20 protein-coding genes and 2 tRNA genes are annotated in these 24,696 nt (G+C 41.6%); 6 read left to right on the top strand and 16 right to left on the bottom strand.

Annotated elements, in window-relative coordinates:
* The first annotated feature begins 7 nt into the window (after nt 1-7).
* The 3 genes from I3259_RS07620 to I3259_RS07630 all read left to right on the top strand — a co-directional run bounded on the left by I3259_RS07620 (nt 8) and on the right by I3259_RS07630 (nt 4,084).
* Nucleotides 8-2,041, top strand: coding sequence for an EAL domain-containing protein (locus I3259_RS07620; protein ID WP_238029076.1), 2,034 nt, complete (start codon nt 8-10; stop codon nt 2,039-2,041).
* A gap of 146 nt (nt 2,042-2,187) precedes the next feature.
* Entirely contained in the window at nt 2,188-3,195 is a 1,008-nt protein-coding gene (locus I3259_RS07625; protein ID WP_045130299.1) for a peptidase U32 family protein, read from the top strand.
* Between the two features lie 10 nt (nt 3,196-3,205).
* Entirely contained in the window at nt 3,206-4,084 is an 879-nt protein-coding gene (locus tag I3259_RS07630; RefSeq protein WP_238029077.1) for a U32 family peptidase, read from the top strand.
* Between the two features lie 41 nt (nt 4,085-4,125).
* On the opposite strand, the gene nlpI is transcribed toward I3259_RS07630, so the two are convergent.
* The 15 genes from nlpI to rlmE form a co-directional block, all read right to left on the bottom strand.
* Entirely contained in the window at nt 4,126-5,046 is a 921-nt protein-coding gene (gene nlpI / locus I3259_RS07635; RefSeq protein WP_238029078.1) for a lipoprotein NlpI, read from the bottom strand.
* A 131-nt stretch (nt 5,047-5,177) separates the two neighbouring features.
* Entirely contained in the window at nt 5,178-7,310 is a 2,133-nt protein-coding gene (pnp, locus tag I3259_RS07640) for a polyribonucleotide nucleotidyltransferase (RefSeq protein WP_105059540.1), read from the bottom strand.
* 383 nt (nt 7,311-7,693) lie between these two features.
* Entirely contained in the window at nt 7,694-7,963 is a 270-nt protein-coding gene (gene rpsO, locus I3259_RS07645; RefSeq protein ID WP_005369538.1) for a 30S ribosomal protein S15, read from the bottom strand.
* Between the two features lie 197 nt (nt 7,964-8,160).
* Complete coding sequence (truB, locus tag I3259_RS07650) at nt 8,161-9,111, bottom strand: tRNA pseudouridine(55) synthase TruB (RefSeq protein WP_238029079.1); 951 nt, start codon at nt 9,109-9,111, stop codon at nt 8,161-8,163.
* Nucleotides 9,112-9,113: 2 nt separating this feature from the next.
* Nucleotides 9,114-9,512, bottom strand: coding sequence for a 30S ribosome-binding factor RbfA (gene rbfA / locus I3259_RS07655; protein WP_105059538.1), 399 nt, complete (start codon nt 9,510-9,512; stop codon nt 9,114-9,116).
* 93 nt (nt 9,513-9,605) lie between these two features.
* Nucleotides 9,606-12,338, bottom strand: coding sequence for a translation initiation factor IF-2 (infB, locus tag I3259_RS07660; RefSeq protein ID WP_238029080.1), 2,733 nt, complete (start codon nt 12,336-12,338; stop codon nt 9,606-9,608).
* A 27-nt stretch (nt 12,339-12,365) separates the two neighbouring features.
* A complete protein-coding gene (gene nusA / locus I3259_RS07665; RefSeq protein WP_238029081.1) occupies nt 12,366-13,853 on the bottom strand; it encodes a transcription termination factor NusA in 1,488 nt (495 codons plus the stop codon).
* A 22-nt stretch (nt 13,854-13,875) separates the two neighbouring features.
* The gene (rimP, locus tag I3259_RS07670; protein WP_238029082.1) at nt 13,876-14,331 is read right to left on the bottom strand and encodes a ribosome maturation factor RimP; all 456 of its coding nucleotides are present in this window, start codon (nt 14,329-14,331) and stop codon (nt 13,876-13,878) included.
* A gap of 189 nt (nt 14,332-14,520) precedes the next feature.
* Nucleotides 14,521-14,597: transfer RNA gene (locus I3259_RS07675), tRNA-Met, on the bottom strand.
* Between the two features lie 58 nt (nt 14,598-14,655).
* Nucleotides 14,656-14,740, bottom strand: a tRNA-Leu gene (locus I3259_RS07680).
* An 11-nt stretch (nt 14,741-14,751) separates the two neighbouring features.
* Nucleotides 14,752-15,093 carry a preprotein translocase subunit SecG gene (gene secG / locus I3259_RS07685; protein ID WP_005369550.1) on the bottom strand — a complete coding sequence of 114 codons (342 nt, stop codon included), beginning with the start codon at nt 15,091-15,093 and terminating at the stop codon, nt 14,752-14,754.
* A gap of 263 nt (nt 15,094-15,356) precedes the next feature.
* Entirely contained in the window at nt 15,357-16,694 is a 1,338-nt protein-coding gene (gene glmM / locus I3259_RS07690; protein WP_238029083.1) for a phosphoglucosamine mutase, read from the bottom strand.
* Nucleotides 16,695-16,760: 66 nt separating this feature from the next.
* Complete coding sequence (gene folP, locus I3259_RS07695; RefSeq protein ID WP_238029084.1) at nt 16,761-17,594, bottom strand: dihydropteroate synthase; 834 nt, start codon at nt 17,592-17,594, stop codon at nt 16,761-16,763.
* Between the two features lie 67 nt (nt 17,595-17,661).
* On the bottom strand, nt 17,662-19,614 hold the full coding sequence (ftsH, locus tag I3259_RS07700) for an ATP-dependent zinc metalloprotease FtsH (protein ID WP_238029103.1): 1,953 nt from the start codon (nt 19,612-19,614) through the stop codon (nt 17,662-17,664).
* A gap of 49 nt (nt 19,615-19,663) precedes the next feature.
* Complete coding sequence (gene rlmE, locus I3259_RS07705) at nt 19,664-20,293, bottom strand: 23S rRNA (uridine(2552)-2'-O)-methyltransferase RlmE (RefSeq protein WP_238029085.1); 630 nt, start codon at nt 20,291-20,293, stop codon at nt 19,664-19,666.
* A 212-nt stretch (nt 20,294-20,505) separates the two neighbouring features.
* On the opposite strand from rlmE, the gene yhbY reads away from it, so the two are divergent.
* Nucleotides 20,506-20,802, top strand: coding sequence for a ribosome assembly RNA-binding protein YhbY (yhbY, locus tag I3259_RS07710; RefSeq protein ID WP_045128373.1), 297 nt, complete (start codon nt 20,506-20,508; stop codon nt 20,800-20,802).
* 123 nt (nt 20,803-20,925) lie between these two features.
* Here the strand turns inward: yhbY and greA are convergent, their stop codons facing one another.
* Nucleotides 20,926-21,399, bottom strand: coding sequence for a transcription elongation factor GreA (gene greA / locus I3259_RS07715; protein WP_238029086.1), 474 nt, complete (start codon nt 21,397-21,399; stop codon nt 20,926-20,928).
* 575 nt (nt 21,400-21,974) lie between these two features.
* Here greA and I3259_RS07720 point away from each other — a divergent pair.
* On the top strand, nt 21,975-23,075 hold the full coding sequence (locus tag I3259_RS07720) for a porin (RefSeq protein WP_238029087.1): 1,101 nt from the start codon (nt 21,975-21,977) through the stop codon (nt 23,073-23,075).
* A 160-nt stretch (nt 23,076-23,235) separates the two neighbouring features.
* On the top strand, nt 23,236-24,639 hold the full coding sequence (gene dacB / locus I3259_RS07725) for a serine-type D-Ala-D-Ala carboxypeptidase (RefSeq protein WP_238029088.1): 1,404 nt from the start codon (nt 23,236-23,238) through the stop codon (nt 24,637-24,639).
* The last annotated feature ends 57 nt before the right edge of the window (nt 24,640-24,696 follow it).

Genomic DNA, 24,696 nt, shown 5'->3' on the forward strand with positions numbered 1-24,696 from the left:
TGACGACATGCCAACAGAGCAACTAGACTATTGGTTTCCTTTGCTGACTGACAATAGCCCCTTCTTTTTTGCGATCCTTGATCGTCAACATAACTATCATGCGGTAAATAACCGTTTTAGTGAAATCAGTGGCCTTGAACGAGACGAGTTACTCGGAAATAACGACACCAATGTCTTAGGGCAACATTATTACCATTCCCTAAAGCCTTACTATGAGCGCGCATTTAATGGCGAAAGTATTGAAGCTGAAGTCGTGCTTAACGACAGTCGCCATGAATCAAGTCTACATTTTAGCCTTGCCCCATTATTAGATAGCAACGGCACAGTTCAACATATTGTTCTACATTCCATTGATACCTCTGAACGCCAGATCCTGATCCATTCATTAGAAGAAACAGAGCATCAGCTAACACAACTGAATAACTTGATCACTGAAGGTATTTGTTTAGTTGAAAATAACATAATCATTAATGCGAATGATCAAGCAGCAATTCAATTGGGTTTACCGTCAAAAAAAGAATTACTCGGGCGTTCACTGGATCAACTACTACACGATAATCAAAAACAGCCTTGCACCAGTCACCGTTTAAAAAATAATGATAATAAAGAAACAATAAACTACTTTCCTATCATTCAGAACGAACAGACTAAACCTTTAAAACTGACCGTCTCTCCTGTTAAGCAAATGGGTACTGAAGCCTTACTGGTTAAACTCGAAACGATCCAAGACAATGACAATAAGCGCCAACAAGGGCAAATTGAGCAGTTAGTCCAAATGGATCCATTAACTGGTTTACTCAATCGTCATGGCTTTACCCGTCAATTAGACCAATTAATGAAAGCAGAAACACCTGTAGTTATGCTTTATATTGATATTGATAATTTTAAAAATATCAATGATTCACTGGGTCACCACATTGGCGATAAAGTACTACAAGAAATTGCACAACGCTTACGTCGATTACTGCCCGAAACGGCTATTTTAGGTTATTTAAGCGGTGATGAATTTGCGATCTTACTACCAAATCCTGAACATGAACGTACTGGCGAAATCATCTCTGAGCAGATCATCGCACTGGTTAATCAACCGTTTGAACTCCGCCATTTTAGAAAGCACTTAGCCTGCTCAATAGGAATGGTTACCTCCCCAGGTCACGGTAATGATGCGCGCATGATGCTACAAAATGCCGATACCGCTATGTATGAAGCAAAACATCGGGGTAGAAATCGCTTAGTTGAATTTAATGATGCCATGAGCAAAGAAGCGCGAATGCGTTTATGGCTCGAAATTGAACTGCAAAAAGCGCTACAAAATAATGGCCTTGAAGTCTGGTACCAACCCAAAGTTAATGCTCGTGATTTTGCAATTGACGGGGCAGAAGCATTAGTGCGTTGGAAGCACCCTGTTGAAGGCTATATTAGCCCAGCTCAATTTATTCCAGTAGCTGAAAGCTCAGGCTTGATTGAGCAACTCGGTTGCGTGGTCATGCGTGAAGTCTTTACCACCGTTAGCCAATGGAAAAAGCGTAACCTGCTAACAGGTCGTGTCGCGATTAACTTATCACCACAACAATTTGGTAATTCAGGCTTAATTAGTTTTGTTGATAAGCTCCGTCTTTCTACTAACATTAACCCTGCAGATATTACTTTCGAGCTAACAGAAAGTGCGGTAATGAGCGATGGTGAACATACTGTCCAAATGCTTAACTCGATTAAAAAGCTAGGGTTTGCACTTTCTATTGATGATTTTGGCACAGGGTATTCATCACTCTCTTACCTAGCACGCTTTCCCTTAGATGAACTTAAAGTGGATCGTGCATTTATTCAAGATATCGACACCATTCCCAAACAAGTAACCTTGATTGAAAACATCATCAACTTAGGTAAATCACTCAAAATGAGTGTGGTTGCCGAAGGGATTGAAACCCGTCAACAAGCCACACTACTCTCTAATTTAAACTGTGACTATATCCAAGGTTTTCACTTCTACCGCCCTATGCCAAAACATGAGCTAGAAGCGATTTTATTACAAAACAAATGAGTCAAAAACACCTCAAAAAAGGAGCGATAACGCTCCTTTTTATTAATAAAAACAACGAAAACCTGCCTAAAGTCAAAGCACCATAAGATAAACAAATTTAGTATCAACGGTCATAATTTTATTCAAAGACTGGATGATAAAAAATAATGGAGCTTCTCTGCCCCGCTGGTAACCTTCCAGCCTTAAAAACCGCAATTGATAATGGTGCAGATGCCGTTTATATCGGTTTCAAGGATGATACTAACGCCCGCCATTTTGCAGGTTTAAACTTTACAGGCCGTAAACTCGAAAAAGCCGTACAGTACGTAAAAGATCACGACCGTAAATTACATGTTGCACTCAACACCTTTGCCCATCCCGATGGTTTCAACCGCTGGACAAAAGCGGTAGATAATGCCGCGGCTATGGGGGTTGATGCGCTGATTGTCGCTGATATTGCAGTGCTAGAATACGCCGCTACGACGTATCCAGATTTAGAACTTCACCTATCAGTACAAGCTTCAGCAACTAACACTGCCGCGATTGATTTTTATAAACAAAATTTCAATATCAAACGCGTTGTATTACCACGCGTTTTATCTATCCACCAAGTAAAACAGCTGGCACGTAATACGGATATGGAGCTAGAAGTGTTTGCTTTTGGTAGCCTATGTATTATGTCAGAAGGACGTTGCTACTTATCGTCTTACATGACAGGTGAATCCCCTAATACTGTAGGCGCTTGTTCACCAGCCAAATTTGTCCGTTGGCAAGAAACGCCACAAGGCTTGGAGTCTCGCTTAAACGAGGTACTCATTGATCGCTATGGTCATGGTGAAAATGCTGGCTACCCTACACTGTGTAAAGGTCGTTTTGATATCAACATCGATGGTGAAAACAAACGCTATCATGCCCTTGAAGAGCCAACGAGCCTAAACACCCTTGAGATTCTTCCTGAGCTATTTAAAGCTAATATTGCTTCAGTAAAAATTGAAGGTCGTCAGCGTAGCCCTGCTTATGTTGAACAGGTAACCCGCACATGGCGTGCAGCGATTGATCACTATTTAGCTAATCCAGAAGGCTACCAAGTGAATCCAGCTTGGAATGCATGTCTTGGTAATGTATCAGAAGGTAAACAAACCACACTTGGTGCTTATCACCGTAAATGGCAATAGGAGCCAAACCATGAAATATTCTCTTGGCCCATTACTTTACTTCTGGCCTAAAAATGATGTTGAAGCGTTTTATCAACAAGCAAAAAACAGCACTGTTGATATCATTTACTTAGGCGAAAGCGTGTGTTCAAAGCGCCGTGAACTAAAGCCAGCACAATGGTTAGAGATCGCGAAAGATATTGCCAATAGTGGAAAACAAGTCGTGCTATCGACGATGGCGCTACTCGAAGCGCCAAGCGAAGTTAACATCATGAAAAAGTACATCGATAATGGTGACTTTATCATTGAAGCTAACGATGTTTCTGCGATTCAATTAGCCTCTGAGGCAAAGATCCCATTTGTCGTTGGCCCTGCAGTTAACTGTTACAACGCCCAAACATTAAACCTGTTTTTAAAACAAGGTATGACCCGCTGGTGTATGCCGGTTGAGTTATCACGTGAATGGTTAAATAACACCTTAATTGAATGTGAAAAACTGGGTATTCGCAATAAATTTGAAACGGAAGTATTTAGCTATGGCTATCTGCCATTAGCGTATTCAGCACGTTGTTTTACTGCTCGTGCTGAGAACCGTGCCAAAGATGATTGTGAAACCTGCTGTATTAAGTATCCACAAGGGATCACGGTAAATAGCCAAGAAAACCAAAAAGTCTTTACCCTAAATGGAATTCAGACTCAATCAGGCTACTGCTATAATCTAATAAACGATCTTAAAGGTATGGCAGATATCGTTGATGTCGTACGTTTAAGCCCACTTGGCCTTGATACATTATCTTTGGTTGATGATTTCCGTGCTAATGAACAAAGTGCAACTCGTCATCAACTAGAGAATAGCCACCAATGTAATGGTTATTGGCATAGTTTGGCTGGATTGAACATCAGCGAATAATTACTAAAATATAAAAAAAGCCGCATTAGCGGCTTTTCTTTTTATCCCCCAGGGACGACTGGAACAGTTTCTTCATTTTGTGTCTCAGGGGATTGCTCTTGATACGCTGAGTATAATCGACTGAGCTCAAGAAGCGACAATCGGTGTTCAATAAACTCATACACATTGCCTGCTAACGCCAATTTATAGAGCATTACCGCGGTAGAATAATCCTGATTGTTTTGATGCAACTTACCTAAATAAAAATACGCTTCAGTTAAATGTTCAGCCAGTTGATCGTTATTTTCACTCTGCTCTGCAATATCACTCAGTAGTTGTCGTTCTGTAATTTGTCCTAAAAACAAACGTACCAACTGCCATCCCCATGCTTTTTTATCACTAGCATCATAACGCTGTTTTAATTGAGCTTGCGCCTGCTCTGGAGTTAATTCAACATCATTAAGGTATAGCCAGATCACGCGATACGGATCATTATGATCTTGTTCGTAATGAGGTAATAGATCTTGATTCGCTAATTCATAGCGCTCACCGTAATACAAGGCAATACCACGATTACGTTGAGCATAAAGATGGTTAGGCGCTAACTCTAAGGTAGAATCAAACGCTTCATAAGCCGCATCAAAATGTGCCATTTGGGTAAAATAAACCCCTAACACATTATATAAATCGGGTTGATTCGGCTCTAAAGTGAGGGATTTATTAAAATCTAATCGTGCTAAATCGCGTAACCCTAAGCTGTCATTAACTAGCCCGCGTTCGTAATATATCTTTGCTAATGTTGCCTCTGGAATATCATCTCGCTGCAAAATTTGATCAATACGAGCTAATTGAATTTGCTGCTGTAAGGTTGGCTGAAATGGTATCGCCATCGGTGGATGGGTCCACTTGGTTGGCATCGCCGAACAGCCTGTTAGCATCATCGCTACAGTCATAACGGCAAATGTAAAGCGAGTTGCTATCAAAGCACTTCTCCCTAAGGCTTAATAATCACGGTCCTATTGTATTACTCTACATCATAGAACACTGCATGATGTTTTTTAGATAACAAAAAGGGGCTAGATAGCCCCTTTATATCATGCTTTTAGCAAAAAACTTAGCCTTGAGGCTGTTCGTTTTGAGCTGGCGCTTCAGCAGCTGGTGTTTCAACTGCTTCTTTCATGCTTAGACGGATACGGCCCTGACGGTCGATTTCTAGCACTTTAACTTGAACTTCTTGACCCATTTGTAGGTAATCAGACACTTTCTCTACACGATCTTGTGAGATTTGAGAAATGTGTACTAGACCTTCTTTAGTACCAATCACAGATACAAACGCACCGAAATCAACGATACGCATTACTTTACCTGTGTAGATACGACCTACTTCAACGTCAGCGGTGATTTCTTCGATACGACGGATTGCTTCTTTCGCAGCAGTACCTTCAGTCGCAGCAATCTTCACAGTACCATCGTCTTCAATCTCGATTGTAGTACCAGTTTCTTCAGTAAGTGCACGAATAACAGCACCACCTTTACCGATAACATCTTTGATCTTCTCAGGGTTGATCTTCATTGTATGGATACGAGGAGCGAACTGAGAGATATCTTCACGTGGAGTATTAATTGCATTATCCATTACGCTAAGGATGTGCTTACGCGCGCCTTTAGCTTGGTTAAGAGCAATCTGCATGATCTCTTTAGTGATACCTTCGATCTTGATATCCATTTGAAGTGCAGTAATACCGTCATCAGTACCTGCTACTTTAAAGTCCATATCACCTAGGTGATCTTCGTCACCAAGGATGTCAGAAAGAACAACGAAATCGTCGCCTTCTTTAACAAGACCCATTGCGATACCCGCAACAGACGCTTTAATTGGCACACCAGCGTCCATAAGAGCAAGAGACGTACCACATACAGAAGCCATTGAAGATGAACCGTTAGATTCAGTGATTTCTGATACTACACGTACTGTGTATGGGAATTCGTCTACAGATGGCATTACAGCAGCAATACCACGCTTAGCCAGTTTACCGTGACCAATTTCACGACGCTTAGGCGAACCTACAAAACCCGTCTCACCAACACAGTATGGAGGGAAGTTGTAGTGTAGAAGGAAGTGATCTTTCGTCTCACCAGTTAGACCATCAATGATCTGTGCGTCACGTTGTGTACCCAGTGTTGCAGTAACAAGTGCCTGAGTTTCACCACGAGTAAATAGTGAAGAACCGTGAGTACGTGGAAGCACACCAGTACGTACGTCTAACGCACGAACCATGTCTTTTTCACGACCATCGATACGTGGGTTACCCGCAATGATGCGACCACGTACAACTGTCTTCTCTAGATCGTGGAAGATAGTGTGGATTTCTTTGGTATTTGCTTCTGCATCTTCAGCAAGAATTGCGTCGTTAACTTCACCAGCAATCTCATGAATACGGTCGTAACGAGCCATTTTCTCAGTGATTTGGTAAGCATCAACAAGCTTAGCTTCAGCAAGTTCTGCGATCTTATTTTTAAGTGCAGTATTTTCTTGAGGAGCAACCCAATCCCAAGCTGGCGTTGCAACTTCAGCAGCAAACTCGTTGATTGCATTGATAGCAACTTGTTGTTGGTCATGACCAAATACAACCGCTTGTAGCATTTGCTCTTCAGATAGACGGTCAGCTTCTGACTCAACCATTAGTACAGCATCTTTCGTACCAGCAACAACAAGATCTAGACGGCTTTCTTCTAGCTCAACATTGCTTGGGTTAAGTACGAATTGATCGTTGATGTAACCAACACGTGCTGCACCGATAGGACCATTAAATGGAATACCAGAAATAGCAAGTGCTGCAGATGTACCGATCATAGTTACGATGTCAGGGCTTACTGCAGGGTTAACAGAAACCACAGTAGCGATAACTTGAACTTCGTTTTTGAAATCGTCAGGGAATAGTGGACGGATTGGACGGTCAATTAGACGTGCAGTCAGAGTTTCGCCTTCAGAAGGACGGCCTTCACGCTTGAAGAAACCACCAGGGATTTTACCTGCCGCGTAAGTACGCTCTTGGTAGTTCACTGTTAGTGGGAAGAAGTCTTGGCCTTCTACTGCTGTTTTCTTACCAACAACAGAAACGAACACTGAAGTGTCGTCCATGCTAACCATTACTGCAGCAGTCGCTTGACGTGCCATAACACCAGTCTCTAGAGTAACCGTGTGGTTACCGTACTGGAAAGTCTTTACGATAGGATTCACGTGAATTTCCTTAAATATATTCCGCTTTCTATTTGCTTGCTAATTATAACTAAGACAAACAACAGCGTCATGTGATGATATTCACTTTCATGTAATTTCACGTATCGCGACTAAGGAAATATCTCATCATGATGAGGTATTTTATTAGCCGCGACCTAAAGGTCGACGAAAACGACTCGTGATACATAAAAATGGAGTTAACTACAGCATATCTCTTTATCCATCATATTCCTGCCTTAGCATGCATACAACAAACATAAGATTAACTTCGGTACAGATAGTAGACGAAATTGAGGAAAATAACAGAAGGAAAAATATAAACTGCGGTATGTATTATCTTTTCTAAAACAAAAAGAAAGGAGCCATAAGGCTCCTTTCTAAAAGCAATCTTAGCGACGTAGGCCTAGACGCTTGATTAGGTCTTGGTAACGATCTAGGTTCTTACCTTTTAGGTAATCTAGAAGCTTACGACGACGAGAAACCATACGTAGCAGACCGCGACGGCTGTGGTGGTCGTGTTTATGGTTAGCAAAGTGACCTTGAAGGTGGTTGATTTGCGCTGTTAAAAGTGCAACCTGAACTTCAGGAGAACCAGTATCATTTTCACATTGTGCGTATTCTGCAACGATTGCTGCTTTAGTTTCTGCATTCAGAGACATAACTCATTCCTAATACAAAGATGTTTTAATTTGTGCCGCCAATCTCTGATTCAGCCGACACCCAAGCCGCGGATTATACTGATCGATATAGATAACTACAAGCGAATAATTAGTAACCATGGCAATAATAAACAATAAATAGAAGTCTTCATTACATTCATTAAAAACAAAGCAGTGAACGGTTCTACAATTGTCGATTAATCTTGCTGATGTTCATTCGCCATGACGCGTTTTGGTGCTAGCATACCTTTAAGATCGATAGTACCCACACCAATAAACTCACGCTCAGAGCCGACAGAAATACGTACTAATGTCCCTTTTTCAGGAACATTGTCAGCATGTACCGGATTACCATTAAGCACATGCACCGCAACCTCAGTACTGATATTCACTTCAGGCAAATCTTGTACTGCGGTGTCGGTTGGTAACAATAACGCATCCAACACAGAGCCTGGCTCTATTTCATTCGCTTTTGCATCATCAAGCATCGCTTGTAACTGCTCAATAGTAACCATTCGCTCATACGGGAAGTTAGAAACCCCTGTACGACGCAACATGATAACGTGAGCACCACAACCCAGCATTTCGCCCAGATCATCAACGATAGTACGAATATAAGTACCTTTTGATACATGAAGTTCCATTTCGACTTCATCATTATCAAAACGCAGTAAATCAACAGAATAAACAGTAATTTTTCGTGATTCACGAGGAACCTCGACGCCTTCACGCGCATATTCGTATAATTTACGCCCTTTGTACTTCAGCGCAGAGTACATCGATGGGATCTGATCAGTTGTACCACGGAACTTATCAATACACGCTTCAAGTTGCTCACGATTAACGTTTACATCACGTGTTTCAACCACTTCGCCATCAGAATCAGAAGTATCAGTACGTTCACCCAGCTTTGCGATCACACGATAGCGTTTATCTGAATCTAATAAGAACTGAGAGAACTTTGTTGCTTCACCAAAACAGATGGGCAGCATACCCGTCGCCAAAGGATCAAGCGCACCGGTATGGCCCGCCTTTTGAGCAAAAAAGATACGTTTTACTTTCTGTAAGGTATCGTTTGAACTAATTCCCGTAGGCTTATCAACTAAAATGACACCATTAATTGGGCGACCTTTACGACGACGTGCCATGCTTACTCCTCGCCTTTCTCTTCGTCTTCATCACCACGACGATCTTCATCGTCACGTACCGCTTTCGATACTAGGTTTGAAATACGCATACCTTCTGTTAGAGACTGATCAAAAATAAAGTTCAGCTCTGGGGTTACACGTAAACGGATCTCTTTACCTAATAGTGAACGAATGTAAGGAGCCATTTCACGTAGTGCTTCTAGGCTACCTTCAGCAGTTTGCTCACCGATAGGGAAAAACGTCACATAGATTTTGGCGTAATTCATATCACGTGATACATCAACGCTTGAAATCGTTGTCATTGCGATCGCTGGATCTTTGATTTCACGCTGTAGAATTACAGCTAATTCTTTTTGTAGCTGCTGTGCTACACGTTGGGTACGGCTAAATTCTTTTGCCATTTTGTTGCTCTCTCTAAGAATAGGGCTCTTGAAAGAATGGGGAGCCGAAGCTCCCCATAATCATGTTGTTGAATCAGTTAGCGACGTTGATAATTAATCAAGAGTACGCTGAATTTCAACAATTTCGTAAACTTCGATCTGGTCACCAACGCGAACATCATTGTAGTTCTTAACGCCGATACCACATTCGTAGCCGTTCTTAACTTCGTTAACGTCATCTTTAAAGCGACGTAGTGACTCAAGCTCACCTTCGTAGATTACTACGTTATCACGTAGAACACGGATTGGGTTGTTACGCTTGATAGTACCTTCAGTTACCAAACAACCAGCGATTGCGCCGATCTTAGGTGACTTAAATACGTCACGAACTTCAGCAAGACCAATGATCTCTTGCTTGAATTCAGGAGCAAGCATACCGCCCATTGCCGCTTTAACTTCGTCAATTAGCTGGTAAATGATTGAGTAGTAACGTAAGTCTAGGTTTTCATTTTCGATAGTACGACGCGCAGAAGCATCAGCACGAACGTTGAAACCAAGCACGATAGCGTTAGAAGCCGCTGCAAGAACTGCGTCAGTTTCAGTAATACCACCAACACCAGAACCTACGATGTTCACTTTAACTTCATCAGTAGAAAGTTTACGTAGAGAATCTGCGATAGCTTCTACAGAACCTTGAACGTCAGCCTTAAGTACAACGTTAAGCTCAGCAACTTCACCTGCAGTCATATTAGAGAACATGTTCTCAAGTTTCGCTTTCTGCTGGCGAGCTAGTTTCACATCACGGAATTTACCTTGACGGTAAAGTGCAACTTCACGTGCTTTACGCTCGTCACGTACAACTGTCGCTTCGTCACCAGATGCTGGTACGCCTGAAAGACCTAAGATCTCAACAGGAATCGATGGACCCGCTTCTTCGATTTCTTTACCTAGTTCATTACGCATCGCACGAACACGACCGTACTCTAAACCACAAAGAACGATATCGCCTTTATGAAGCGTACCTTCTTGAACAAGCACAGTCGCTACAGGACCACGGCCTTTATCTAGACGTGATTCAACAACCACACCTTTCGCCATACCTTCAGAAGCTGCTGTTAGCTCTAGTACTTCAGATTGAAGTAGAATAGCTTCTAGAAGACCATCGATGTTTGTACCCTGTTTCGCAGAGATGTGAACAAACATGTTCTCACCGCCCCACTCCTCAGGAATAACGTCGTATTGAGCAAGCTCGTTTTTAACGTTATCTGGGTTAGCATCTTCTTTATCGATCTTGTTCACAGCAACAATCAGAGGAACACCTGCCGCTTTCGCGTGCTGGATTGCTTCGATTGTTTGAGGCATTACGCCATCGTCTGCTGCAACAACAAGAACAACGATATCTGTCGCTTGAGCACCACGAGCACGCATAGCTGTAAACGCTGCGTGTCCAGGAGTATCAAGGAAAGTGATCATACCGTTGTCAGTTTCAACGTGGTATGCACCAATGTGCTGAGTAATACCACCCGCTTCACCAGAAGCAACGTGCGCTTTACGGATGTAATCAAGTGTTGATGTTTTACCGTGATCAACGTGACCCATGATAGTTACAACAGGAGCACGAGAAACTTTTGCTAGGTCATCTGCGTTACGATCAGAAAGCACAGCTTCTTCAAGCTCATTTTCTTTACGTAGAATAACTTTATGACCCATTTCTTCTGCAACAAGTGCTGCTGTTTCTTGGTCGATAACTTGGTTGATAGTCGCCATAGCGCCCATCTTCATCATCACCTTGATAACTTCAACGCCCTTTACAGACATCTTGTTAGCAAGTTCAGAAACAACAATTGTTTCGCCAATAACAACGTCTTGCTTAGCAACTTGCGCTGTTTTGTCGAAACCATGTTGCATTGAGCTTGGCTTGTTCATTTGAGGTTTACCGCGACCACGTTGGTTACGGCCACCACGGCCACCGCGCTCATCTTGCTTAGCAGCTGGTTTTTTCTTCTTACGACGGCGAGAAGTTTCTTCTTTGCGGTCTTGTTCATCTTCCGCAGCACGTGCGTAAGTTGATGTCGTTGTATGGTAATCAGATTTTTCCATACTTACGTTTTGATCAGGTTTTACCCCGTTCTTTTCATTCTGTTCTGCCATCTTGCGAGCCTCTTCTAGCTGGCGCTGACTTTCTTCTTCGGCTTTTCGCTTGGCTTCCTCTTCCAGACGACGCTGTAGTGCCTCAGCATCTAGTTTAGCCTGTTTGTCAGCAACAGCGCGCAAAGCTTTTTCTTCAGCTTTACGCTTATCCTGTTTGGTACGATTCGCTTTTTCCTCTGCGTCTCGCTTTGCTTTTTCTTCCGCTTCTCGTTTTGCAGATTCTTCTGCTTTACTCTGCTCTTCTTTGGCACGCTTAGCTGCTTCTTCAGCTTCACGTTTTGCAGCTTCTTCCGCTGCTTTATTGGCAATAGCTTCCGCTTCACGTTTTGCGGCTTCTTCGGCTTCACGTTTCACAGCTTCTTCTGCTGCGCGTTGTTCCTCTTCCAAAGCTGAACGTTTTACGTAAGTGCGCTTTTTGCGCACTTCTACTTGAACATTTTTGTTCTTGCCGCCGCTACCAGACACGCTAAGCGTACTGCGTGTCTTGCGTTGCAAAGTAAGACGATTTGGAGCGCCGTCAGTATTGCTGTTACCTCCATGCTCTTTTTGGAGATGGTTAAGTAACGCCTGCTTTTCGGTTTGGCTTACATTTTCATCAGCTTTCTTAGCAATACCTGCCTCTGAAAGCTGTTGAAGTAAACGGTCAATTGGCGTACCAATTTCTTCCGCCAATGTTTTAACGGTAACCTCTGACATAATGCTCCTCCCTTGCTTTATTTTTTATTACGCTTCGTCACTGAACCAGCAAATATTACGCGCAGCCATAATTAGCTCACCCGCTTTTGCATCGTCCACGCCTTCAATGTCGGTCAAGTCATCAGTTCCCTGATCAGCAAGATCTTCAAGCGTACAAATACCTTTCGCTGCAAATTTGAACGCCAATTCACGCTCTAAACCTTCAAGACCTAGTAAGTCTTCAGCTGGCTCAGCACCGTCAAGCGTTTCTTCTTTAGCAAGCGCAAGCGTAGTTAATGCTGCTTTTGCACGACTACGTAGTTGATCGATAGTCTCTTCATCAAGACCATCAACATCCATTAGCTCACTTACTGGAACGTAAGCAATTTCTTCTAATGTAGTGAAACCTTCTTCAACCAATACCGTTGCGAACTCTTCATCAATATCTAGGTGCTTAGTAAACACTTCAATTGACTCTTTCGCTTCTTCTTGGTGTTTCTTCTGAAGATCTTCAACCGTCATTACGTTTAGTTCCCAACCAGTAAGTTGAGAGGCTAGACGCACGTTCTGACCACTACGACCAATCGCTTGTGCTAGATTATCTTTCTGCACTGCGATATCCATCGTATGGTTATCTTCATCAACAATGATTGAATCAACTTCAGCTGGAGCCATAGCATTGATCACGTATTGCGCTGGATTCTCATCCCAAAGCACGATATCAATACGCTCACCGCCAAGCTCACCAGAAACAGCTTGAACACGTGCACCACGCATACCAACACACGCACCCACTGGGTCAATACGCTTATCGTTAGTTTTTACTGCGATTTTTGCACGAGAACCAGGATCGCGTGCAGCGCCCATTAGTTCAATAAGCTCTTCGCCCATTTCTGGCACTTCAATACGGAATAGCTCAGAAAGCATTTCTGGCTTAGAACGTGTCATGAATAACTGGAAGCCACGCGCTTCTGGCGCAACTTTATATAGCAGGCCACGAACACGGTCACCCGGACGGAAGTTTTCACGTGGTAACTGGTCATCACGTTGAATAACAGCTTCTGCGTTGTTACCAAGATCAATAATAACCGCATCACGGTTTACTTTTTTAACGATACCAGTGATCAACTCACCTTCGTTATCGATAAATTGCTCAACAATTTGAGCGCGTTCAGCTTCACGTACTTTTTGTACGATAACTTGTTTTGCAGTTTGTGTCGTAATACGGTCAAACGTAACAGATTCAATATCATCTTCAACGTAATCGCCAACTGCAATTGTTGGATCTTCAAACTGCGCCGCTTCTAGAGTGATCTCAAGCGTTGGCTGAGTCACTTCTTCTACCGCTTTCCAGCGACGAAAAGTTTCAAACTCACCAGTTTTACGATCAATTGCTACACGTACATCAATTTCTGCTTCGTGTTTCTTTTTAGTCGCTGTTGCAAGTGCAATTTCTAATGCTTCAAAAATACGCTCACGAGGAACAGCTTTTTCGTTGGATACCGCTTCTACGACAGCCAAAATTTCTTTGTTCATTTCTAATGCCCCAATTTAGCGGTTAGAATTTTGGAACCAGGTTGGCCTTCGAGATATTGCTCAGTGCAAAGGACTCTTCATTGCCATCTACTTTAAGTGTGATCAATTCGCCTTCAACTGCGACAATGTCACCTTTCCACTTGCGACGGTTACCCATCGCCATTTTTAACACTATGTTAGCTTCGTGGCCAACAAACTGTTGATAATGTGCTGCTTTGAATAGTGGTCTTTCCAATCCAGGGGAAGATACTTCCAAGTTATAAGCAACAGTAATTGGATCTTCAACGTCCATCACTGCACTTATTTGGCGACTAACTTCTGCGCAATCGTCAACATTGATACCATTTTCATGGTCAATAAATACGCGAAGTGTGGAGTGCTCACCAGCACGAATGAACTCTAAACCTACCAATTCAAAGCCTAAAGCTAGTACTGATGGTTCAAGCATTTCGGTTAATTGTGTCTCTAAAGCTGTCAAAACAACCCCCCTGGAAACAAAAAAAGGGCATAAAGCCCAGTAGATACCTGAATGGTCATGTTTCAGATAATAAAAAACCCCGAATTACGGGGTTTTTTATTACTGGACCCTGATTACTGTGACACAATAAAAAGCGTCTCAGTAAGAAAACAAACATTCGCATTTAAGAATAGTTTATTTTCAGGAAAGTGGTTGCGGGGGCTGGATTTGAACCAACGACCTTCGGGTTATGAGCCCGACGAGCTACCAAGCTGCTCCACCCCGCGTCCGAATTCTAAACGAATTATATCGTTCGGGCGTTACTTTTTCAAGTAACCAGTATAATGGTGCCGAGAAGGGGACTTGAACCCCTACACCTTGCGGCACTAGCACCTCATGCTAGCGTGTCTACCAATTTCACCATCTCGGCTAAATCTTTAATTACTGAGGGATCTCATCAGTTGATGGCGCCTTCTCAGTTTTTGTTTTTTCAACAACAGGTTGTGTTGTCGCTGGTGCAGTTAGGTTATCCCAACCACTTCCCTCTGTCGCTTGTTTTGCACTCATGTTGCCAAGAACAAGGCTAATAACAAAGAAAATTGCAGCCAAAACTGTTGTCATTCGGGTTAAAAAGTTACCGGAACCGCTAGAGCCAAACAATGTGCCTGATGCTCCAGCCCCAAATGAGGCTCCCATATCTGCGCCTTTACCTTGCTGTACCAAAACTAGGCCAATTACACCAAGCGCGGCGACAAGATAAATCACAAGTAGAATTTCGTACATGGCTTCCACCTATGGTTAAATTGCTATGCCAGCTTTGCTCTAGGCAGGGCCAGCGCACTCCATCTTCCAAGGAGCGACTGCATACTAGCGAAACCCTATCGTAGTGACAAGTAATATTTGATGAAAAATGCTTTACACCACACCACTTGCACAACATTTAGCCAAAACAAAGTCGACATAAAAATATAGGCAGAGTAACACGCTACCCTGCCTTCTTCTTTATTCGATAAAATTCATAGTTGAAATTTATCGCAAAATGCAAATTAACAGTTTTCTTTTACTGCTTTTGCAATATCAAGTGCATACTGCTTAACATTAGCCGCATCCTGACCTTCAACCATAACACGAATTAACGGCTCAGTGCCTGATTTACGTAACAATACGCGACCATTATCACCTAATTTTTCTTCCACTAATTTTGTGGCTGCAATGACCGCATCAGATTGTAGAGGATCAGAATCGCCTTTAAAACGTACGTTCTCAAGTACCTGTGGGAACATTACCATTCCATCACATAACTCTTTAAGGCTCATCTTACTAGCCACAATCGATGCCATGACTTGAAGACCAGCAACAATACCGTCACCGGTTGTCACTTTATCTAGTAAAATGACATGGCCAGAGTTTTCTGCACCAATCAACCAATCATGATTTTGAAGTTCTTCCATTACATAGCGATCGCCTACTTTGGCACGTACAAATGGAATACCTAAATTCTTAAGAGCAACTTCCATGCCCATGTTTGTCATCAATGTACCAACAACGCCACCTTTTAGCTCACCACGACGTAATGCATCACGAGCAATGATGTAGGCAATTTGGTCACCATCTACTTTATTACCTAGCTCATCAACCATGATCACACGATCGCCATCACCATCCAGTGCAATACCAAAATCCGCTTTCTCTTCTAATACTTTCGCTTGAAGTGCTACAACATCTGTTGCGCCAACTTTATCATTAATATTGACACCATTTGGCTCACAACCAATAGTGATCACTTCAGCACCTAATTCTGCGAATACTTTTGGTGCGATATGGTAAGTTGCACCATGAGCACAATCGACAATAATTTTAAAACCTTCAAGGCTTAAATGTGTTGGGAAAGTACCTTTACAAAATTCGATGTAACGACCAGCAGCATCATCAATACGGTAAGCTTTACCCAGTAACGCCGATTCTACACACGTTAATGGTTTTTCCATTTCAGCTTCAATTGCAAGCTCAATATCATCAGGTAATTTAGTTCCTTTTGCAGAAAAGAACTTTATACCGTTATCGTAATATGGGTTATGTGATGCTGAAATAACAATACCAGCTTCTGCTCGGAATGTTCGAGTAAGATAAGCAACCGCTGGTGTTGGCATTGGTCCAGTAAATGCAGCTTTTAAACCTGCTGCCGCTAAACCTGCTTCTAAAGCAGATTCCAACATATAGCCAGAGATACGGGTATCTTTACCAATTAAGACTTTTTTTGTTCCCGTTTGCGATAGTACACGACCTGCAGCCCAACCTAATTTCATCACAAAGTCAGGTGTAATTGGTGCTTCACCTACTAAACCACGAATACCATCAGTACCAAAGAACTTACGTTCAGTCATGTTTTGCTCCTAGCTATATTGAATACTTCAGTGACGCACTCATTAATCACACATCACTATTCATTTTTATTTCGATTGTTGCTGTACCATATTATAGATTTTCATAACTTCAGCTGTTTCTTTAGCGTCATGAACACGAATAATATGCGCACCTTTCATTGCTGCAATGGTAGCGCAAGCTAAACTCCCAGCGAGACATTCAGCCGGTGACTTACCTAATAAATTAAATATCATTGACTTACGCGACATCCCAGCTAATACAGGCAAGCCAAATTGGTGAAATTGTTCAAACTTAGCCAACATTTGATAATTATGTTCCAGTGTTTTACCAAAACCAAAACCAGGATCAAGGATCAACTGCTGACGTGAAATACCAACATTTTCACAGGCTGAAATTCGCTCATCCAGAAAATTAGCAACATCCTGAATAAGATTATTATAATTCGGTTGGTGCTGCATTGTACGAGGTTGTCCTTGCATATGCATCAAGCAAATAGGCACATTCGCTTTTGCGGCAACCTCTAATGCATTAGGCTCTTGCAACGCACGTACATCATTAATCAGATCAGCTCCTGCATTTACCGCCTCTTTCATGACCAAAGCTTTACTGGTATCAATTGAAATCCAACAATCAAACCGTTGACGTATCGCTTCAATAATCGGTACCACACGATCTAATTCTTCATTCAGTGCTACATCTTTCGCGCCTGGTCGTGTTGATTCACCACCGATATCGATAATGGATGTACCAGCTTGCAGCATGCTCTCTACATGATTTAGCGCATAATCGATACGATTAAACTTTCCACCATCAGAAAATGAATCTGGCGTAACATTTAAAATACCCATGACCTGCGGGGTAGATAGATCCAAGTTTTTATTACGACTGGTTAACTGCATCTGCTATTCCATTTTATTAAGATAAAAAAAACCCTGACCAAGGCCAGGGTTTTTATTCAACGCTAAATTAAGCCTGAGGTTTTGTATCGGTATCGTCTTCTTTCGTCAACGCATCAATACCATCGCCAATTGGCTCATCAGGTGCTAATTCAGTTTCAGGTGCTTCTTTACCTGATGGTTTCATTGTATCGTCATTATCCGACCAACCTTTCGGCGCACGGATTTCTGCTTTACGTTCCATCAAGTCATCAATCTGACCTGCATCAATAGTTTCATATTTCATCAATGCATCTTTCATTGCATGCATGATATCCATATTATCAACTAGAATTTGACGAGCACGCTGATAGTTACGATCAATTAAGGTACGAACTTCAGTATCAATCAGTTTTGCAGTGTCATCAGACATATGCTTACTTTGTGTAACTGAACGACCAAGGAATACTTCACCTTCATCTTCAGCATAAAGTAATGGACCTAACTTCTCAGAGAAGCCCCATTGCGTCACCATCTTACGTGCAATATCAGTTGCGCGTTCGATGTCATTTGATGCACCTGTTGATACTTTATCTACGCCGTAAATCAATTCTTCAGCTAAACGACCACCGTAAAGGCTTGAAATCATTGACTCCAAGAACTCACGAGAGTGACTTACACGATCTTGCTCAGGTAAGTACATCGTTACACCTAGCGCACGACCACGTGGAATGATTGATACTTTATATACAGGATCATGATCCGGTACTAAACGACCAATAATTGCGTGACCTGCTTCGTGATACGCTGTTGATTCTTTTTGATCTTCAGACATAACCATTGATTTACGCTCTGCGCCCATCATGATTTTGTCTTTCGCTAATTCAAACTCAACCATTGAAACAGTACGCTTGTTACCACGGGCTGCAAATAGTGCCGCTTCGTTAACAAGGTTTGCTAAATCAGCACCAGAGAAACCTGGAGTACCACGTGCGATCAATGATGGATTAACATCACCATCTAGCGGCACTTTACGCATATGAACTTTAAGGATCTGCTCTCGACCGCGTACATCAGGAAGACCTACTACTACTTGACGGTCAAAACGACCAGGACGAAGTAATGCAGGGTCTAGTACGTCAGGACGGTTTGTTGCAGCAATAACGATAATACCCTCATTGCCTTCAAAGCCATCCATTTCAACTAGCATCTGGTTAAGTGTTTGCTCACGCTCATCGTGACCACCACCAACACCAGCACCACGTTGACGACCTACCGCATCGATTTCATCGATAAAGATGATACAAGGCGCCGCTTTTTTCGCTTGTTCAAACATGTCACGCACACGAGATGCACCAACACCAACAAACATTTCAACAAAGTCAGAACCAGAAATAGTAAAGAACGGTACTTTTGCTTCACCTGCAATCGCTTTTGCAAGTAATGTTTTACCTGTACCAGGAGGACCAACCATCAACACACCTGTTGGGATTTTACCACCTAGCTTTTGGAAACGGCTTGGATCACGTAAGTAATCAACCAATTCTTTAACGTCTTCTTTCGCTTCATCACAACCAGCCACATCGGCGAACGTTGTTTTGATTTGGTCTTCGCTCATCATACGCGCTTTAGATTTACCGAACGACATGGCACCTTTGCCACCACCGCCCTGCATCTGACGCATAAAGAAAATCCAAACACCAATTAATAGAAGCATTGGGAACCACGAAATGAAGATTGAAGCCAATAGGCTAGGCTCTTCAGGTGGTGTACCAGAAACAGCTACGTTAGCGTTAATTAAATCGTCTAACAGCTTAGGATCATTTGCGACAGGTAAGTATGTTACATAGCTCGCATTATCACGTTTGGTTACAGTGATTTCACGATCATTGAATCGCACTTCCTTTATCTGATCCTGACCGATTTGACGGACAAATGTTGTATAGTCAACTCCGGTCGTCTTACTACTGTTAGTTCCAAAACTTTGGAATACAGACATAAGAACAACGGCAATGACCAACCATAAAATCAAGTTTTTTGCCATGTCACTCAAGGTGTTAACCTCGCGATAACTAAAAGATGAATGTAGATTACTACAGTTTGTAACCTGTAGCCACAATATAGACTTCACGCGAGCGATCTCGCGAGGAATCTGGTTTACGAATTTTAACCACTTTGAACATACTACGAATTTCAGCTAAATATTGGTCAAAACCTTCGCCTTGGAAAACTTTTACCGCAAAACTGCCATTCGGCGCAAGTACTTGTCGACACATATCTAATGCAAGCTCAACAAGGTACATTGCTCTCGGTTGGTCGGATGCAAGATTACCACTCATATTAGGTGCCATATCAGACATCACCACGTCAACCATATCTGGTTGAATGCGGTCTAATAGTGCATCTAACACTGCCTCTTCTCGGAAATCACCTTGCAGGAAGCTAACCCCTGGAAGGGAATCCATTGGCAAAATATCACAAGCAATGACCTGTCCTTCACTACCTACAATTTCTGCCGCATATTGTGACCAACCACCTGGTGCAGCACCAAGGTCAACCACTGTCATGCCCGGTTTTAATAACTTATCTTTGTTCTGAATTTCTTCAATTTTAAAGAAAGCACGTGAACGATAACCACGTTTTTGTGCTTCCTGAACATATTTATCGTCGAAATGCTCTTTTAGCCAACGGCCAGAACTGCCGGATTGTTTTTTTCTACTCATGCCTAACCTAATGAGTTGAGATACTTGTTAAGTATACGTCTGCCAAAGGCTTTATCGCATCTAATTCATTAAAATGTACAATCAAAATGTGCAGTACAACTCAAACACTACAAATTTTCATGCTGTCATAATGCAAACAAATTAGTCTTCTAGTCTAGATGGCGGTAGAATGTCACGTTTTCAACCCTAATAACCAAAAAAATAGAGTCATCATGAATCTAAGCACCAAACAAAAGCAGTTCCTAAAAGGTCTTGCTCACAATCTAAAACCTGTTGTACTTATGGGTGCAAACGGCCTAACAGAAGCTGTATTGGCTGAAATTGAAATTGCACTTAACCATCATGAATTGATCAAAGTTAAGGTTGCTACTGAAGATCGTGAAACTAAAGTTTTAATCGTCGACGCTATTGTTCGCGAAACTAAAGCTGAAAAAGTGCAGGTTATCGGTAAAACGTTAGTTCTTTACCGCCAGAGTGAAGATCGTAAAATCGAGCTTCCTCGCAAATAAAAAAGGCCGCCTAGCGGCCTTTTTTATATCTACTATTAATACAAAAAAATGCATTAATTGCTAATCGATATCACCTATTTTAGTGATTATATTTTCTGATGAATATAATCATCATTGAAATTATTAGATGTATTTCACTTCTACAATTTCAAACTCTTTTTGACCGCCAGGCGTGGTAATCGCGACCTCATCACCTTCCATCTTACCGATCAAACCACGTGCAATTGGTGAATTCACTGAAATTAAGTTTTCCTTAATATTCGCTTCATCATCACCCACGATACAGTATGTAACTTCATTATCGGTATCTAAATCTAGCAAAGTGATTGTAGTACCAAAAATCACTTTGCCTGTATTTGGCATAGTTGTTACATCAATAATTTGAGCAACAGATAGTTTGTATTCAATGTCACGAATTTGCGCTTCACAAATACCTTGTTCTTCACGAGCCGCATGGTATTCCGCATTTTCTTTTAAGTCGCCAAGCTCACGTGCTTCTGCGATCGCCTGAGAAATAAGAGGGCGACGCTTCAACAATACTTCAAGTTCACTACGTAGCTTTTGTTCGCCACGTACAGTCATTGGCACTTTTTCCATAAATAAATTACCTCAATAACCTGATAGCGCACGCCAATTTCAGGTAATAAAAAAGTTAGCCCAATCATGATTGGGCTAACAGAGTATATATAACGATGTATTTCATTTTAAACAAAGATGAACAAGAGATCATCCTCGTTACGTCATTAATCTGTTTTTCGTTTTAACTAACGGTTAAAACAATGAATATGATCAAAATACTATATCAATAATTCATAATAACAAATCAATAGTTAAAACATTCACTATAAGAATAATTATTTTTCTTATCACCTTTTTTCTATTGAGAAAAGTTATAACCTCACACTTCACCAACATTTATACAAATATTCACTCAGATACTTTTCGCTGATTACCTAAATACAACTAAAAAATAAAATTAATTTAGAACTTTTACTGATTGATATAACACATTGATTAAAATAAAAATAAAAGCTAAAAAAAACAAAAAACCAATACCAGTGAGGTATTTTTCAGTTTTTTTTACTAACATAAATCAGTAGACACAAGTAAAAAGAACACCATGCATTTGGCATAGAAATGCAACACATAAAAATTCAAAAAAGGATTCGGCAATGAACAAGCACCTTATTGCTTTAGCAGTAGCAGCAGCAACTCTATCTGGCGCAGCATCAGCAGCAACAGTTTACTCAGATGACACATCTTCTCTATCTGTTGGTGGCCGTATTGAAGCAACTGGCGTTCTTCAACAACAAGCAGACAGCAACAAAGATAACGCAGATCCAACAAAGGTAAAAGCTTCAAATGAAGTTGTTGATATGTCTCGTGCACGTGTAAACATCGGCGCAAAAACACAAATTGCTGATGGCGTTCAAGGTATTGGCTTCTTTGAAAAAGAATTCCACAGCAACACAGACGCATCACCTGCAGGTCGTGGTGCTGACGAAACTCGTTACGTATATGCTGGTGTGAACAGCGATCAATACGGTCAACTTGTTTACGGTAAAGCTGACGGCTCTCTAGGTATGCTAACTGATTTCACTGATATCATGGCATACGCTGGTTCTGTCGTTGGTGGCACTAAACTTGATGTAGCAGACCGCACAAATAACAACCTAGCATACGCAGGTACGTTTGGTGATCTAACATTCAAAGCGAACTATGTTTTCGCTGGATCTGCTTACAACAAACAAACACACGAAAAAACAGACATTCACGGTTTCTCAACAGGTGCAGTATACAAAGTAGCTGATACAGGTCTTGCACTAGGTCTTGGTTACGGCGAGCAACGTGGTCAGATTAAAAACGAAAAGGGCTATATCATTAGTGATTCACACAATGATCGTGCCGAGCAAACTTTCGCAGTAGCGTCTTACACTATGGGCGACCTATACTTCGGTGGCCTTTACAAGTACGGTCGTCGTGATGCTCTTAGCAACGATGACAAACTAACTGACTCTCAAGGTTACGAATTCGCAGCAGCATACACTATGGGTAAAACTGTATTTACTACAACATACGGCTTTATGAAAGATGAAAAAGCTCATAACGAATACGATGAGCTAGCAAACGCTGTATCTGTTGACGGTACTTACTACTTCAACAGCAACTTCCGCACTTACGCTTCTTACACATTCAACATGCTTGATAAGAACAAAGTAGGTAAAGTAGCAGCATCTGACCAATTCGTTCTAGGTGCACGTTACGACTTCTAATCCTTGCGATTAAAGTAGAACAGATGAAGCGTCGACTTAGGTCGGCGCTTTTTTATTAGTTTTGTGTCATTTTTTAGTATTTATTTTCTCTCTCTTTTTACCCTCTCTCATATAAACGTTATGATTAAGGTCTATCTCTTAACCAAGATTATGCCTTGATATGTTTAAAAAACTGCTTTACTCCGCATTAATTGCGTCGAGCTTTTCTTCTTTCGCTGCGTTCTCACCTCAGCAAGCTATCGAACATCTCCCTAAAGGGAGTGATGTCGCGCTTCTCATTGTTAACCCAGCCACCAACAAAGTTATATACGATAAACGCGCAGACGAATTACAAGCACCTGCAAGTACACAGAAAACAATCACTGCGCTTGCTGCAAAGCTATATCTTGGTAATAACTTCCGTTTTGATACTTACCTTGAAACGAAAGGTAATGATGTCATTTTAAAATTTAATGGTGACCCAACACTTAAACGCAGTGATATAGCCAATTTGCTTCGCCAGCTAAAACAGCAAGGTCTAACTACAATTAAAGGTAATCTGTACTTAAACGGTGGGCATTTTACTGGCTATGAACGTGCTATTGGTTGGCCTTGGGATATTTTAGGATCTTGTTACAGTGCACCATCAAGTAGTATCAGCTTAGAGCACAATTGTGTTCAAGGTGCGTTATACAGCAATAAAGCATTTGGTGATGTAACACGCGTAAATGTACCTAGCCACCAGCCAATTAAGGCACAAACCTCAGCCATTGTGGTTTCCAAAGCTCAACAAAAAGAGCAACACTGTCAGCTATCAATGACCTCCAATGATCGCAATATGTACCAAATCAGTGGCTGTATACAGCCTCGTAAAGAGCCTCTACCACTTAAATTTGCGGTACAAAACACCACCTTGTATTCAACCGCGATTATTCAACAAGAGCTTAAGCGTGCAGGTATAAAATTAAACGGTAAGGTGCTTCGTAACGATAAAATTAACGGAAAAATCATCGCAACACACCGTTCAGCACCACTATCAACGCTACTTGATATTATGTTGAAACGATCTGATAACTTATTTGCCGATAACATTGCCAAAACGATTGGTGCAAAGTATTACAACCAAGCAGGTAGCTACACCAACGGAATTGAAGCAATCAAAGCGATACTAAAAGATAAAGCAGGTATCGATCTTTCTGATACCGTAATGGTAGATGGCTCAGGCTTATCCCGCAATAACCGCTTAACAGCAAGTGACTTAATGAAAGTGGTGACTTACATTTACCGTCATCCACAGCTTGGGTTAATGAATGATCTACCAGTATCAGGTAAAAGTGGCACATTACAGTACCGTCGCAGCCTTCGTGATGTTCCGTTAAAAGGTAAGGTTATTGCTAAAAGTGGCTCTTTATTCGGAACCTATAACCTTGCAGGTGTGATTAAAACCCACAACGGTAAACCACTACTCTTTGTACAGTTAGTAACTAATTACTATCCACACATGCATGACGGTGAAAAAGCAGCATTACCGCCTATTTACCAATTTGAAAAGCAACTTTATAACTCTCTCTATAAAAGCTACTAAATAATACGCTCTATAAAACAAAAGCCACTATAGCGTACCTATAGTGACTTTTTTAAT

This window comes from Photobacterium sp. Ph5 (genome assembly GCF_022129445.1).
Classification (GTDB): Bacteria; Pseudomonadota; Gammaproteobacteria; order Enterobacterales; family Vibrionaceae; genus Photobacterium.